General features: G+C 63.2%; 12 protein-coding genes. 9 read left to right on the top strand and 3 right to left on the bottom strand.

Annotated elements, in window-relative coordinates; all coding sequences use genetic code 11:
• Positions 1-123: 123 nt before the first annotated feature.
• A complete protein-coding gene (locus DNK06_RS19285; RefSeq protein WP_131181622.1) occupies positions 124-1221 on the bottom strand; it encodes a TRAP transporter substrate-binding protein in 1098 nt (365 codons plus the stop codon).
• 311 nt (positions 1222-1532) lie between these two features.
• Between DNK06_RS19285 and DNK06_RS19280 the strand changes: the two genes are divergently transcribed.
• The 4 genes from DNK06_RS19280 to yihA all read left to right on the top strand — a co-directional run bounded on the left by DNK06_RS19280 (position 1533) and on the right by yihA (position 5261).
• A complete protein-coding gene (locus DNK06_RS19280; RefSeq protein ID WP_131181621.1) occupies positions 1533-2078 on the top strand; it encodes a TRAP transporter small permease subunit in 546 nt (181 codons plus the stop codon).
• Positions 2071-3447: a TRAP transporter large permease gene (locus DNK06_RS19275; RefSeq protein WP_131181620.1), complete on the top strand. Its 1377-nt coding sequence runs from the start codon at positions 2071-2073 to the stop codon at positions 3445-3447. Before DNK06_RS19280 ends, DNK06_RS19275 begins: the two co-directional genes overlap by 8 nt.
• A 189-nt stretch (positions 3448-3636) precedes the next feature.
• Positions 3637-4533: a D-hexose-6-phosphate mutarotase gene (locus DNK06_RS19270; RefSeq protein ID WP_131181619.1), complete on the top strand. Its 897-nt coding sequence runs from the start codon at positions 3637-3639 to the stop codon at positions 4531-4533.
• Positions 4534-4616: 83 nt separating this feature from the next.
• On the top strand, positions 4617-5261 hold the full coding sequence (yihA, locus tag DNK06_RS19265; protein ID WP_131181618.1) for a ribosome biogenesis GTP-binding protein YihA/YsxC: 645 nt from the start codon (positions 4617-4619) through the stop codon (positions 5259-5261).
• 698 nt (positions 5262-5959) lie between these two features.
• Here the strand turns inward: yihA and polA are convergent.
• Complete coding sequence (gene polA, locus DNK06_RS19260; protein WP_131181617.1) at positions 5960-8788, bottom strand: DNA polymerase I; 2829 nt, start codon at positions 8786-8788, stop codon at positions 5960-5962.
• Positions 8789-8863: 75 nt separating this feature from the next.
• Between polA and DNK06_RS19255 the strand changes: the two genes are divergently transcribed.
• Both DNK06_RS19255 and DNK06_RS19250 read left to right on the top strand, forming a co-directional pair.
• A complete protein-coding gene (locus DNK06_RS19255; RefSeq protein ID WP_131181616.1) occupies positions 8864-9148 on the top strand; it encodes a DUF2782 domain-containing protein in 285 nt (94 codons plus the stop codon).
• Between the two features lie 12 nt (positions 9149-9160).
• Positions 9161-10111, top strand: a complete 951-nt coding sequence (locus tag DNK06_RS19250; protein WP_131181615.1) for a homoserine kinase — start codon at positions 9161-9163, stop codon at positions 10109-10111.
• A gap of 45 nt (positions 10112-10156) precedes the next feature.
• Here DNK06_RS19250 and znuA read toward each other — a convergent pair whose 3' ends face one another.
• Entirely contained in the window at positions 10157-11113 is a 957-nt protein-coding gene (gene znuA, locus DNK06_RS19245) for a zinc ABC transporter substrate-binding protein ZnuA (RefSeq protein ID WP_131181614.1), read from the bottom strand.
• Between the two features lie 180 nt (positions 11114-11293).
• On the opposite strand from znuA, the gene DNK06_RS19240 reads away from it, so the two are divergent.
• Genes DNK06_RS19240 through znuB form a run of 3 tightly spaced genes read left to right on the top strand, consistent with a single transcriptional unit; the run spans position 11294 to position 13375 of the window.
• Positions 11294-11794, top strand: coding sequence for a Fur family transcriptional regulator (locus DNK06_RS19240; RefSeq protein WP_131181613.1), 501 nt, complete (start codon positions 11294-11296; stop codon positions 11792-11794).
• Entirely contained in the window at positions 11791-12594 is an 804-nt protein-coding gene (gene znuC, locus DNK06_RS19235; RefSeq protein ID WP_131181612.1) for a zinc ABC transporter ATP-binding protein ZnuC, read from the top strand. The genes DNK06_RS19240 and znuC overlap by 4 nt, the downstream gene beginning before the upstream one ends.
• Positions 12587-13375, top strand: coding sequence for a zinc ABC transporter permease subunit ZnuB (znuB, locus tag DNK06_RS19230; protein ID WP_131181611.1), 789 nt, complete (start codon positions 12587-12589; stop codon positions 13373-13375). Before znuC ends, znuB begins: the two co-directional genes overlap by 8 nt.
• Positions 13376-13406 lie beyond the last annotated feature (31 nt).

Genomic DNA, 13406 nt, shown 5'->3' with positions numbered 1-13406 from the left:
GCACCGTAACCCACCATGGGTGCAACACCGGATATCGCCTGGTGGGTTACGCGCCGCACCGAGAGATCAGGCGCTTGCAATTACCTGGCACGGCGTCGCTAACCCACCCTACGGATGCACCACTCAACGAATGGCGTAGATATCCTTCTCGTTGGCTTCGGCGTATTCGTACAGGCGTGCCAGGTAAGCCTTCTGCTGTTCCCAGACCTTTTGCGCGGCGGGGTCGGAGGCGGCGGTGGCGTCGACCACTTCGGCGGAGACTTCCTTGAGCCTGGCCAGTACCTCGTCCGGCAGACGGCGCACGTCGACGCCCTCCTTCTTGAGCTGCTCCATCGACTCCATGTTCTTGGCGTTGTAGTCGTCGAGCATGTCGCCATTGACGTCGCGGGCAGCGGCGCGAACGATGGCCTGCAGGTCGGCCGGCAGGGTTTCCCAGGCCTTGATGTTGATGTCCAGTTCGAAGGTGACGTTCGGCTCCTGCCAACCCGGCGTGTAGTAATACTTGGCCGCCTTGTGCAAGCCCAGCGCCTGGTCGTTGTACGGGCCGATCCACTCGGTGGCGTCGATGGCGCCGGTCTGCAGGGCAGTGAAGATCTCACCGGCCGGCATGTTGACCACGGTTCCGCCGACCTTGGTCAGCACCTCACCACCGAGGCCCGGGGTACGCATCTTCAGGCCCTTGAGGTCATTGACCGAATTGATTTCCTTGTTGAACCAGCCGGCGGTCTGCACGCCGGTAGCGCCGCAGGCCATCGGCAGCACGCCGTAGGGCTTGTACACTTCTTCCCACAGCTGGATGCCGCCGCCGTAATGCAGCCAGGCATTCATTTCCTGGGCGTTGGGGCCGAATGGCAGAGCACAGAAGAATTGTGCAGCAGGCACTTTGCCCTTCCAGTAGTAAGGAGCGCCGTGGCCCATCTCGGCAGTGCCGCGCGAGACCGCGTCGAACACTTCAAGGGCTGGCACCAGTTCACCGGCGGCGTAGACCTTGACCTTCAATCGACCACTGCTCATCTGCTCGACCAGCTTGGCGAAACGCTCGGCGCCCACGCCTACACCCGGGAAGTTCTTGGGCCAGGAGGTGACCATTTTCCAGTTGAAGGTCTTGGCTTCGGCAGCCGGTTGCGACGAATCGGCCGCGCCGGTTTCCTCTTTGCACCCGACCAATGCACCCGCGGCAATGCCGACACCCGCAGCAGCCAGTATTTGGCGACGTTTCATAGGTAGCTCCTTGTTGTTGTAATAATGACCTTCGGGCCGTTCCGGCCTTGATAACATAGTGGCGATCCGCCAACCGCCCCGCGCGTTATCCTATGCCCGCATAACAACCATACATCGGGGGCAAATGTTTCAAATCGTGTCCAGGCATCGACCTATAACCAACGCCAACGGCTCAGCCCGAATACTTTAAGGGCAATCAGTCCGTTCCGCGGGCGGACGCCACTAAAGTCGTATCGCCATTGCCGTATGCTCGGCCTCCTGCCTAAAATCCCCAGCTTTTTCGCTCTTTTCGATAACTATAAGGACGCCTTATGTCCAATACGCCTTCACTTCCGCTGGGGATCGCGCGCGTCATCGACGTGGTGAACTTCCGCTTCGGCCAGGCATGCTCCTGGCTGACTCTGTTTCTGGTACTCGGTACGGCTCTGGTCGTGATATTGCGCTACGGCATGAACATGGGCGCGACCGCGCTGCAGGAAGCCGTGCTCTATGCCCACGCGCTGGTATTCATGGGCGCTGCGGCCTGGGCACTGCAGCGCAATGCCCACGTGCGTGTGGATATCTTCTACCAACAATTCAGCGGCCGTCGTCAGGCACTGGTCGAGGTGCTCGGCACCCTGTTCCTGCTGCTACCCGTCTGCCTGTTTCTTGGCTGGGCGAGCTGGGATTACGTGGCCAACTCCTGGTCGACCCGCGAGGGCTCCAGCGAGTCGGGTGGCCTGAAGTTCGTCTACCTGCAAAAGAGCATCATTCTGGTGCTGGTGGTCAGCCTGAGCCTGCAAGGCATCTCCAACCTGATCAAGGCGATCTACCTGCTGTGCGGTGTGCTGCCCGAGCCGGAGGTGAAACATGGCTGAAGTCATGTCGATCCTGCTGTTCCTGTGCATCTGCGTGGTGCTGATGGGCGGCTTCCCGGTGGCCTTCACGCTGGCGGGTGTGTCCCTGCTGTTCGCCGGTATCGGTATCGTCACCGGCACCTTCGACGCCGGCTACCTGAGCGCCCTGCCCAACCGCCTGTTCGGCATCATGAACAACCAGACCATGCTGGCCGTGCCGCTGTTCGTGTTCATGGGCGTGATGCTGGAAAAATCCAAGGTTGCCGAAGACCTGCTGGAATCGATGTCGCGCCTGTTCGGCGGCATCCGCGGCGGTCTGGCTATTTCGGTTTGCCTGGTCGGCGCCCTGCTCGCCGCCAGTACCGGCATCGTCGGCGCCACTGTGGTGACCATGGGTCTACTGGCCCTGCCGACACTGCTCAAGCGTGGCTTCGATCCCGCTGTTTCCACCGGTACCCTGGCCGCCACTGGCACCCTGGGGCAGATCATCCCGCCGTCGATCGTGCTGGTACTGCTCGGTGACGTGATGTCCAGCGCCTACCAGCAGGCACAGCTGCGCATGGGCATCTTCTCGCCGAAGACCGTGTCGGTCGGCGACCTGTTCATGGGCGCGCTGGTGCCGGGTCTGCTGCTGGTGGTGCTGTATGTCACCTACCTGATCATGGTGGCGATCTTCCAGCCGCAGAAAATGCCGGTCGTGCCGAAGGAAGAACTCGGCGAAGTGGAATGGGGCAAGCTGCTCGGCTCCCTGATACCACCACTGGTGCTGATCATCGCGGTACTCGGTTCGATCCTCGCCGGTTACGCCACGCCGACCGAAGCAGCGGCCATCGGTGCCGTCGGTGCGACCCTGCTGGCACTGTTCAAGGGCCAGCTGAACCTGACGCAGCTGCGCGCCGTGGCCCAGGGCACCACGGAAATTTCCAGCATGGTGTTCCTGATCCTGATCGGCGCCTCGCTGTTCTCCCTGGTGTTCCGTGGTTTCGGCGGTGAAGCGCTGATCGAGGATGTGTTCCATCAATTGCCAGGCGGCGTGCTCGGCGCGTTCTTCCTGGTCATGCTGGTGATCTTCCTGCTCGGCTTCATTCTCGACTTCATCGAAATCATCTTCGTGGTGGTGCCGATCGTCGGCCCGGTGCTGCTGGCCATGGGCCTGGATCCGGTCTGGCTCGGGGTGATGATCGCCCTGAACCTGCAGACCTCGTTCCTCACCCCGCCGCTGGGCTTCTCGCTGTTCTACCTGCGCGGCGTGACGCCACGTTCGGTGAGTACCGCCACCATGTACCGGGGCGTGATCCCATTCATCATCATCCAGTTGACGATGCTGGTCATCGCCTACCAGTTCCCGGGGCTGATCACCTGGCTACCGAATAAGATCTACGGTTCGTAAACCGACAAGCAGGAAAAAATCGCCGGGAGCGATTTTTGCCGTCGGCTCTGCCGACGGCCCGCAGGGTGGCCGCCAGGGATGGCGGGCCGCACAGAACGCCCGTCTCGACGGGCGTTTTTCATGGCAGCGAGCGAACCCCGCGGCCCCGCCGTGGCCCAATAGGCAACGTCTACCAGGAGCAGCATTTTCATGAGCACCACCAACGAACGCATTCAACTGGGCGACCTGGTCTGCTGGCGCATCCGCCACGCTGGCGCCGAGTTGCTGGTGAGCGAGCAAGGCGCGCAAATCCTGCGCTACCAGCCGGCCAACGGGCAGCCGCTGATCTGGCTGAGCGATCAGGCGGCTTATGCAGCCGGGCAAAGCGTACGCGGCGGGGTTCCGGTGTGCTGGCCCTGGTTCGGCGATCTGCAGCGCAACCCGGAGGCGATACGGGCCGCCCACACGCGTCCTGAAAACGCACCGGCCCACGGCCTGGTGCGTAACCTCGACTGGCAACTGATCGGCCTGAACACCGAGGAGGATGGTGTGGCACTGTCGTTCGCTTTCGACACTGCCGCGCAGCCGTTCGCAGAGTGGCCGTTCGCTGCCGAACTGCAGCTCGATATCCATCTGGGTGAGCGCCTGACACTGACCCTGACCACGCGCAACCTCGGCGACAGCGAACTGCCGATCAGCCAGGCGCTGCACAGCTACTTCGCGGTCAGCGACATTCGCCAGGTGAAGGTCGAAGGCCTGGATGCCTGCCGCTACATCGACACCCTCGACGGCTGGAAAAAAGTCAGACAGAAGGGCGCGCTGGCGTTCAGTGGCGAGACCGACCGCATCTACCTCGACACACCGGCGCAGTTGAGCATCGTCGATCCCCAGTGGAAGCGCCGTATCCTCATGCGCAGCGAAGGCTCGGGCTCGGCGGTGGTGTGGAACCCCTGGATCGACAAAGCCAAACGCCTGTCGCAGTTCGCCGACGATGCCTGGCAAGGCATGCTCTGCATCGAGCACGCCAATGTGCTGGACGATTCGCTGATTCTCGCACCGGACGCCGAATACCGGCTCGCTGTAACACTGTGGTCGCAACCGCTTTGAGATAAGGCCAGCAGCCCATATGCGTCAGCGGGGCCCCAGCCTGATAGACTGCCGCGATGCACGCCCTCCACCGGATACCCCCGATGCAAGCAAAGAACCCTGCAATCGGCTTGTGTCAGCAAGCCACCTTTCTGATCAGCGCCGCCAAGGTCGACCAATGCCCGGACGATCAGGGCTACGAAGTGGCCTTCGCCGGGCGTTCCAACGCTGGCAAATCGAGCGCGCTGAACACCCTGACCCACGCCAGCCTGGCGCGTACCTCGAAAACGCCAGGGCGTACCCAACTGCTCAACTTCTTTCGCCTGGATGACGAACGCCGCCTGGTCGACCTGCCCGGCTACGGTTACGCCAAGGTACCGATCCCGCTCAAGCTGCACTGGCAGAAACACCTGGAAGCCTATCTGGGCAGCCGTGAAAGCCTGCGCGGGCTGATTCTGATGATGGACATCCGTCACCCACTGACCGAGTTCGACCGCATGATGCTCGACTGGTCCGGCGCCAGCGGCATGCCCATGCATATCCTCCTGACCAAGGCCGACAAGCTGGCCTTTGGCGCGGCGAAGACTGCGCTGCTCAAGGTTCAGCAGGAGATACGCAAGGGTTGGGGCGATCACGTCAGCATCCAGCTGTTCTCGGCGCCCAAGCGCATCGGCGTGGAAGACGCACAGACCGTTCTGGGACATTGGCTGGGCCTGATCGGGGAAGAAGACGAGCAGGCTGAAACCTGACTCGGCTGCTCGTCGCCAACGCAAACGCCCCGCTCCAAGCGGGGCGTTTTGCATCAAGCGGCCGTATGGCGCAGCACTTCAGGCAATCAGCGCAGGAGATCGAGGGGAGGAGCTGCCTAGGGTCTGTTGCCGTTTCACGCACGGCCGCGCCGGAGCCCGTTTTGCCGCGAGGCAAGGGCCGCGCCCGCTCCCAGCGGGCTTGCGGCATTTCCCACATCCATGTGGGTCACACAGCCGCGAAGTTTAGCGGGCTAAATGAGCCGGCGAGAAACGCAGCATCGCGGCAAAACGGGCCCGGCCCTGCGGGTTGCGCGGGAAATCTCGCCATGCGTCGTTGGAGGACTTGAAAAGGGAATGCCATTCCCTGCGTCCTCCGCCTAGCGGATCGCCGCCCGGCCTGGCGAGATTTCTCGCGGCAACGCGGCTCGCGTTGAAACGGCAACAGACCCTAGTACTTTTCTGCAGGCAAAAAAAACCCCGAACTTCGTATGGGGAGGGAGAAGATCGGGGTTTAAGGGTCTGAACCGCTAGGGCGGGGCTCAGATGTCTGCCAACACTTAACACAACAAAGGAGCATCGAAGGGCTTTATGGGCCATTCACAAACTCTGACCGGGTGGACAGAAGTAAAGTTCAGCGATGCTTAGATTCCTTTGTTTGGTCTTAATATCGGCTAAGAGCTCTCAGCACTAACTGACCTTCAATGAGCTTCATCCCAGTTATTGCCTACCCCGATCTCGACGAGCATCGGCACATCCAGATCGGCGGCCTTGGCCATCAGCGGCCGAATCCGCTCGCTGACCTGTTCAACCAGATCCTCACGCACCTCCAGCACCAGCTCATCGTGCACCTGCAGGATCACCCTGGCATCCAGATCCGACTCGGCGAGCCAGTTATCCACAGCCACCATGGCCTTCTTGATGATGTCCGCCGCAGTACCCTGCATCGGCGCGTTGATCGCCGTACGCTCGGCGCCGGCGCGTTCCTGGGGCCGGCTGGACTTGATCTGTGGCAGGTACAGACGACGCCCGAACAGGGTTTCCACGTAGCCCTGCTCCGCGGCCTGCCGACGCGTACGATCCATGTACTCGCGCACGCCGGGGTAACGGGCGAAATAGGTTTCGATATAGGCCTTGGCCTGCTTGCTGTCGACGCCAATATCCTTGGCCAGCTTCTGCGCGCCCATGCCATAGATCAGGCCGAAGTTGATGGCCTTGGCGCTACGGCGCTGATCCGGAGTCACCTGATCCAGTGCGACCTTGAAGACTTCCGCAGCGGTGGCCGTATGCACATCGAGGTTCTCGCGGAAGGCGTTCAGCAGCCCTTCGTCCCGCGACAGGTGCGCCATGATGCGCAGCTCGATCTGCGAATAGTCGGCCGCCAGCAGCTTGTAACCCGCAGGCGCGATGAAGGCCTGGCGGATGCGTCGGCCTTCGGCGCTGCGCACCGGGATGTTCTGCAGATTCGGGTCGCTGGACGACAAGCGCCCAGTGGATGCCACTGCCTGTTGATAACTGGTGTGGATGCGTCCGGTGCGTGGGTTGATCTGTTCCGGCAGGCGGTCGGTGTAGGTGCTCTTGAGCTTGCTCAGGCTGCGGTATTGCATCAGCACCTTGGGCAGCGCGTAGTCCTGCTCGGCCAACTCCGCAAGCACCGCCTCGGCGGTCGATGCCTGACCTTTGGCGGTCTTGCTGATGATCGGCAAACCGAGTTTTTCATAGAGGATGGCGCCGAGCTGCTTGGGCGAGCCGAGGTTGAACTCCTCACCCGCGACCTCGAAAGCCTGACGCTCCAGTGCGACCAGCTTCTCGCCCAGTTCCTGGCTGTGCCGGCCGAGCAGATTGGCGTCGACCAGCGCACCATTGCGCTCGATACGCGCCAGCACCGGCACCAGGGGAATTTCGATATCGCGCAGCACGCTCGCCAGGCCCGGCTCCTTTTCCAGGCGATCCCACAAGTTCTGGTGCAGACGCAGGGTCACGTCGGCATCTTCAGCCGCGTAAGGGCCCGCCTGCTCCAGAGCGATCTGGTCGAAAGTCAGCTGCTTGGCGCCCTTGCCCGCGATGTCCTCGAAACGGATGGTGCTGTGGCCCAGGTACTTGAGCGACAGGCTGTCCATGTCGTGGCGCGTGGCGGTGGAATCCAGCACGTAGGACTCGAGCATGGTGTCGAACGCCACGCCCTGCACGGTGATGGGCGTGGAGGCATTGGCGAGGATGTTGATGTCGTACTTGGCGTGCTGGCCGACCTTGGCCTTGGCCGGGTCTTCGAGAATCGGCTTGAGCGCGCGCAGCACCGCATCGCGATCCAGTTGTTGCGGCACGCCCATGTAGCTGTGGGCGACCGGCACGTAGACAGCCTCACCCGCCTTGACCGCGAACGACAGGCCGACGAGTTGCGCCTGCTGGGCATCCAGGCCGGTGGTTTCGGTATCGAAGGCAATCAGCTCGGCCTGCTGCAGTTGCGTGAGCAGGGCGTCGAACTCGCTCTGCTCGAGCACCGTGCGGTAGTCACCGGTGGTCACCGCCTGCTCTACGTCGGCAGTAGCCAGGTCACCGACCGTCGGCGCCAGGTTGATCGCGGTGCTGAACAGGTCGTCCGCCGTCGGCGTGAGTGCTGCCTTGGCCTTGATCTTGGGTGCAGCTCCTTTGTTCTGACGTAGCAGCTCGTCCAGCCAGCTTTTGAACTCCAGCTCTTCGTAGAGCGGAATCAGTGCGTCGATATCGGGCTCGCCGGGATGCAGCTTGGAGCAGTCGAGATCCAGCGGCACATCCAGCTTGATGGTCGCCAGCTGATAAGACAGATACGCCATCTCGCGGTGTTCTTCGAGCTTGGCCGGCAGCGTCTTGGCACCGCGAATCGGCAGGCCTGGCACCTTGTCGAGGTTGGCGTAGAGCACGTCGAGGCCGCCGCCAACACCGACCAGCAGGCCAAGGGCGGTTTTCTCGCCAACGCCCGGCACGCCAGGAATGTTGTCGACCTTGTCGCCCATCAGCGCCAGGTAATCGATGATCAGCTCAGGGCCGACACCGAATTTCCCCTTCACGCCATCGATGTCGTAAACGCTACCGGTCATGGTGTTGACCAGCGTAACGTGCTGGCATACCAACTGGGCCATGTCCTTGTCGCCCGTGGAGATCACCACATCGCGGCCTTCGGCGGCGCTCTGCCGGGCCAGGGTACCGATCACGTCGTCGGCCTCGACACCCTCGACGCACAGCAGCGGCAACCCCAGCGCACGCACGCTGGCGTGCAGGGGTTCGATCTGCAGCCGCAACTCGTCGGGCATGGCCGGGCGGTTGGCCTTGTACTCGGCGAACAGCTCATCGCGGAAGGTTCCGCCCTTGGCATCGAAGACCACGGCGAAGGGGCTGTCCGGGTACTGCCTGCGCAGGCTGCGCAGCATGTTCAATACACCTTTGACCGCACCTGTCGGCAGGCCTTTGGAAGTGGTCAAGGGCGGCAGGGCATGGAAGGCGCGGTAGAGGTAGGAGGAACCGTCGACCAGGACGAGGGGGGCTTGGCTCATGAGCGTGATCAACCTTTTCGGCGGGCGTGGCGCTAGAATACGCAGTACCGTTGATATCAAAGGGACAAGGTTACCATGGGACTCTTCAATCGCTTGATCCTGCTTGCCGTACTGGCCGCTGTGCCGTTTGCCGCGCAGGCCGACGATGCACCCTCGGCGGATCCTGATGTAACCATCCGCCAGGACGGCGACCGCACCGTAGAGGAGTACCGGGTCAATGGCTTCCTCTATGCCATCAAGGTCACCCCGAAAGGTGGCAAACCCTATTTCCTGGTTCGGGCCGATGGCAGCGACGGTAACTTCGTGCGCTCCGATTCGCCGGATATGCTCATCCCGGCCTGGGAAATCTTCAGCTGGTAAGGCAGTCAATTCATGTCGGTGTTCACCCCGCTGCAACGTCCGCAACTGGACACGTTTCTCGCGCCCTACGGGCTCGGTCGCCTGCTCGACTTCCAGGGCATCGAGGCCGGTAGCGAAAACAGCAATTTCTTCGTCAGCCTGGAACAGGGCGAATTCGTGCTGACCCTGATCGAACGCGGGCCAAGCGCCGATCTGCCATTCTTCATCGAACTGCTGGACGTCCTCCACGATGCCGGCCTGCCAGTACCCTACGCCCTGCGCACCGACAGCGGCGAAGCCCTGCGCAGCCTGGCGGGCAAGCCGGCGCTGCTGCAGCCGCGGCTGAGCGGCAAGCACATCAGCGCGGTCAACGCCCACCATTGCCAGGAAATCGGTAGCCTGCTGGCGCGCATTCACCTGGCGACCCGCGAGCGCACACTGCCACGCAAAAGCGATCGTGGGCTGGAGTGGATGTTGCGTGAAGGTGCGGCACTGGCGCAGCGGCTGCCGGCCGAACAGGCCAGCCTGCTGAATGCGGCACTGGAAGAAATAACCACGCTGCAGGAGCGTGTACACAAGCTGCCGGGCGCCAACCTGCATGCCGATCTGTTCCGCGACAACTGCCTGTTCGAAGGCACTCACCTGAGTGGCGTGATCGACTTCTACAACGCCTGCTCCGGCCCCATGCTCTATGACCTGGCAATTGCCGTGAACGACTGGTGCTCGGATGAGCAGGGGCGGCTGAATGCCGAACGCACCCGCGCCCTGCTCGGCGCCTATGCCGCGTTGCGCCCGTTCAGCGCCGCCGAAGCCGAGCTATGGCCTGCCTTGCTGCGCATCGGTTGCGTGCGCTTCTGGCTATCGCGCCTGATCGCCGCTGAAGCCTTCGCCGGCCAGGATGTGCTGATCCACGACCCGGCCGAGTTCCAGCGCCGTCTGGCAGAGCGTCAGCACGTCGACCTGGCGCTGCCGTTCGCGCTGTAGATCGCCGTCAAAAGCCTGGGGCGTCCATGGCACGGACGCCCGGGCTCAAAGCTTGCCCAGACAATCACTCAAGCCATCGGCCAGCCCTTGCAGCAGGTTTTCGTAACCCTCTGCGCTGATTGGCGCTACCGCGCCCATGGCATCCAGCTCGGCCAGGGTCGCCGGCAAACCGGCGGTCAGGGTTTCGGCCAGACGCGGGCGCAGCGGTGGCTCGCTGAACACGCAGCTCGGCCCTACCCGCTGCAGTTGCTCGCGCATCGCTGCCACGTGGCGAGCTCCCGGCTGCACCTCGCTGGCCACACTGAATACGCCGACGTGCTTGAGGCCATAAGCGGCCTCGAAGTAGTCGAAGGCCTCATGGAAAACGAAGAAAGGCTTGGCCGCCAACGGCTTGAGCTGAGCCTGCAGACGCGGCTCCAGCGCATCGAGACGCTTGTCGAACGCATCCAGATTGGCCTGATAGCGCGGAGCGTTGGCGGGATCGGCCTTGCTCAGGTCGGCGGCCATGCCCGCGGCGATCACCCGAGCGTTGGCCGGCAGCAGCCACAGGTGAGCGTCCAGACTGCCGGGACGGTGGTCGTGGTCATGCTCGCCGAGCGCCTCATGCGCTTGATCGTGATCGTGATCGTGATGGCCATCATCCTCGCCGAAATGCCGCAGCGTCATGTCCGGCAGGCTCTGCACCGCCACGCTGGGCTTTTCACGGGTAGCCAGAACGCGGGGCATGAAGCTCTCCATGTCCGGCCCGACCCAGTACAGCAGATCCACTTCCTGCACCCGACGCATATCGGAGGGGCGCAGCGCATAGTGGTGCGGCGACGCGCCCGGCGGCAGCAGAACCTCGGGCTCACCCACGCCGTCCTGCACCGCGGCGGCGATCAGCTGCAATGGCTTGATGCTGGTGAGCACACGCACATCGGCCTGGGCGACGCCGGTCGTGGTGAAGAGCAGGAAAAAAAGAGGCAGTGTGAGCGACGACAAGGAACGCAAGCGCGGCAGCATGGGCAGAGATTCATTCGAGAAGCAAAGGGGGTAATACAATAACATCCTATCTATCCGAATTGGCACTCATCCGCCGAACGACCCTCGCTCACGCGCCTGGCAGACGGCCAACCGGTACATTCGTGGCATCCGGCGGCCGATGCGTAATAGAATAACGTCCTACGCTTCGAGGCCCTCGCCATGTACAAACCCGTCAGCGTCGTGCCACCCCTGGCATCGCGCCCCCATGACCACTCCCACTGCGTCAGCCATGCGCTGGCCGAAGCCGAGGCTATCTGCGCCCGTCAGGGCCTGCGCCTGACCGCCCTGCGCAAGCGCGTACTGGAACTGGTCTGGGCCAGCCACAAGCCGCTGGGCGCCTATGACATTCTGGGTGTGCTCAGCGAGGAAGACGGCCGCCGCGCCGCGCCGCCGACCGTTTACCGCGCGCTGGATTTCCTCCTGGAAAACGGCCTGGTACACCGCATCGCCTCTCTCAATGCCTTCGTTGGCTGCAGCCACCCGGCACATGCTCATCAGAGCCAGTTCCTGATCTGCCGCAATTGCCACGCCGCCGTGGAGCTGGAGCAGGCGGCGATCAGCGATGCCATCGTACGCGGTGCCAAAGGTGTCGGCTTCAATGTCGAAAGCCAGACCGTGGAAGTCGTCGGCCTGTGTGCAGGCTGCCAAGGCAGCAAATGAGCAACGCTCTGATACGCCTCGAAGGCGTGACTGTCGGTTTCTCCGGGCAGACGGTGCTCGACAATGTCGAGCTGACCATCAAGCCCGCTGAGATCGTCACCCTGATCGGCCCCAACGGCGCCGGCAAGACTACCCTGGTGCGCGCCGTACTCGGCCTGCTCAAGCAGGACAGCGGCAGCGTATGGCGCAAGCCGAAACTGCGGATCGGCTACATGCCGCAGAAACTGCACGTTGACCCGACCTTACCGCTCAGCGTACTGCGTTTTCTGCGCCTGGTACCGGGCGTCGACCGCGCCAGAGCGCAATCGGCACTGGCCGAGGTGGGTGCCAGCCAGGTACTCGACAGCCCGCTGCAGGGCATTTCCGGCGGCGAGCTGCAACGTGTGCTGCTGGCCCGTGCGTTGTTGCGTGAGCCGCAACTGCTGGTGCTCGATGAGCCGGTGCAGGGCGTCGACGTGGCCGGCCAGGCCGAGCTGTACCGGCTGATCACCCGCCTGCGCGATCGCCACGGCTGCGGCGTGCTGATGGTGTCCCACGACTTGCACCTGGTGATGAGCACCACCGATCAGGTGGTGTGCCTGAACCGCCACGTGTGCTGCTCGGGCCACCCGGAGCAGGTCAGTTTCGATCCAGCCTTCGTCGAACTGTTCGGTCGCGACGCCCAGAGCCTGGCGGTCTATCACCACCACCACGATCATGAGCACGACCTGCATGGCAGCGTGGTCAGCGACAAACCGGGCCTGGGCATAAACGGCCCACTGCGCCCGCACGTACACGGAGATGGCTGCAAGCATGGCTGATTTTCTGTTCAACGCCCTGCTCGCCGGCCTCGCTCTGGCACTGGTCGCCGGCCCACTGGGCTCCTTCGTGGTGTGGCGGCGCATGGCCTACTTTGGCGACACCCTGTCCCATGCCGCGCTGCTCGGCGTGGCGCTGGGCCTGATGCTGGACGTCAGCCCGACCTTCGCGGTGACCGTCGGCTGTGTGCTGCTGGCAATCCTCCTGGTCACCCTGCAGACCCGCCAGCCCCTGGCCAGCGATACGCTGCTCGGCATCCTCGCCCACAGCACCCTGTCGCTGGGCCTGGTGGTGCTGAGTTTCATGCGCGACGTGCGCATCGACCTGATGGGCTACCTGTTCGGCGATCTGCTCGCGGTCAGCCCGACCGATCTGGCCTGGATTCTCGCTGGCAGCACTCTGGTACTGATCCTGCTGGTGCTGATGTGGCGCCCGCTGCTGGCGATCACCGTGCACGAAGAACTGGCCAGGGTCGAAGGCCTGCCCGTGGCGGCGATCCGTCTCGGCCTGATGATGCTGATCGCCATCGTTATCGCCGTGGCGATGAAGATCGTCGGCGTACTCCTGATCACCTCGCTGCTGATCATCCCTGCCGCCGCCGCACAACGGCATGCACGCACACCGGAGCAGATGGCCTTTGGCGCCAGCCTGCTGGGCATCGTCGCGGTGTGCTGCGGCCTCAGCCTGTCCTGGCTGCAGGACACCCCGGCCGGCCCGTCCATCGTGGTCTCGGCGGCCAGCCTGTTCTTGCTGAGTTTCGCGCTGCCGCGCCGCAAAGCCTGATCCCGTGCCAGAGCCGTAGGGTGGGTGAGAC

Origin of the sequence: Phytopseudomonas daroniae (assembly GCF_004327285.1) — a bacterium.
Lineage (GTDB): Bacteria > Pseudomonadota > Gammaproteobacteria > Pseudomonadales > Pseudomonadaceae > Aquipseudomonas > Aquipseudomonas daroniae.
The sequence above is the reverse complement of the archived record's forward strand: the minus strand, read 5'-3'. Positions and strand labels throughout refer to the sequence as shown.

What these genes read in the sequence shown, in the direction of transcription:
- DNK06_RS19285 (WP_131181622.1), bottom strand. Translation starts at nt 1,221, where the DNA reads ATGAAACGTCGCCAAATACTGGCTGCTGCGGGTGTCGGCATTGCCGCG.
- DNK06_RS19280 (WP_131181621.1), top strand. Translation starts at nt 1,533, where the DNA reads ATGTCCAATACGCCTTCACTTCCGCTGGGGATCGCGCGCGTCATCGAC.
- DNK06_RS19275 (WP_131181620.1), top strand. Translation starts at nt 2,071, where the DNA reads ATGGCTGAAGTCATGTCGATCCTGCTGTTCCTGTGCATCTGCGTGGTG.
- DNK06_RS19270 (WP_131181619.1), top strand. Translation starts at nt 3,637, where the DNA reads ATGAGCACCACCAACGAACGCATTCAACTGGGCGACCTGGTCTGCTGG.
- yihA (WP_131181618.1), top strand. Translation starts at nt 4,617, where the DNA reads ATGCAAGCAAAGAACCCTGCAATCGGCTTGTGTCAGCAAGCCACCTTT.
- polA (WP_131181617.1), bottom strand. Translation starts at nt 8,788, where the DNA reads ATGAGCCAAGCCCCCCTCGTCCTGGTCGACGGTTCCTCCTACCTCTAC.
- DNK06_RS19255 (WP_131181616.1), top strand. Translation starts at nt 8,864, where the DNA reads ATGGGACTCTTCAATCGCTTGATCCTGCTTGCCGTACTGGCCGCTGTG.
- DNK06_RS19250 (WP_131181615.1), top strand. Translation starts at nt 9,161, where the DNA reads ATGTCGGTGTTCACCCCGCTGCAACGTCCGCAACTGGACACGTTTCTC.
- znuA (WP_131181614.1), bottom strand. Translation starts at nt 11,113, where the DNA reads ATGCTGCCGCGCTTGCGTTCCTTGTCGTCGCTCACACTGCCTCTTTTT.
- DNK06_RS19240 (WP_131181613.1), top strand. Translation starts at nt 11,294, where the DNA reads ATGTACAAACCCGTCAGCGTCGTGCCACCCCTGGCATCGCGCCCCCAT.
- znuC (WP_131181612.1), top strand. Translation starts at nt 11,791, where the DNA reads ATGAGCAACGCTCTGATACGCCTCGAAGGCGTGACTGTCGGTTTCTCC.
- znuB (WP_131181611.1), top strand. Translation starts at nt 12,587, where the DNA reads ATGGCTGATTTTCTGTTCAACGCCCTGCTCGCCGGCCTCGCTCTGGCA.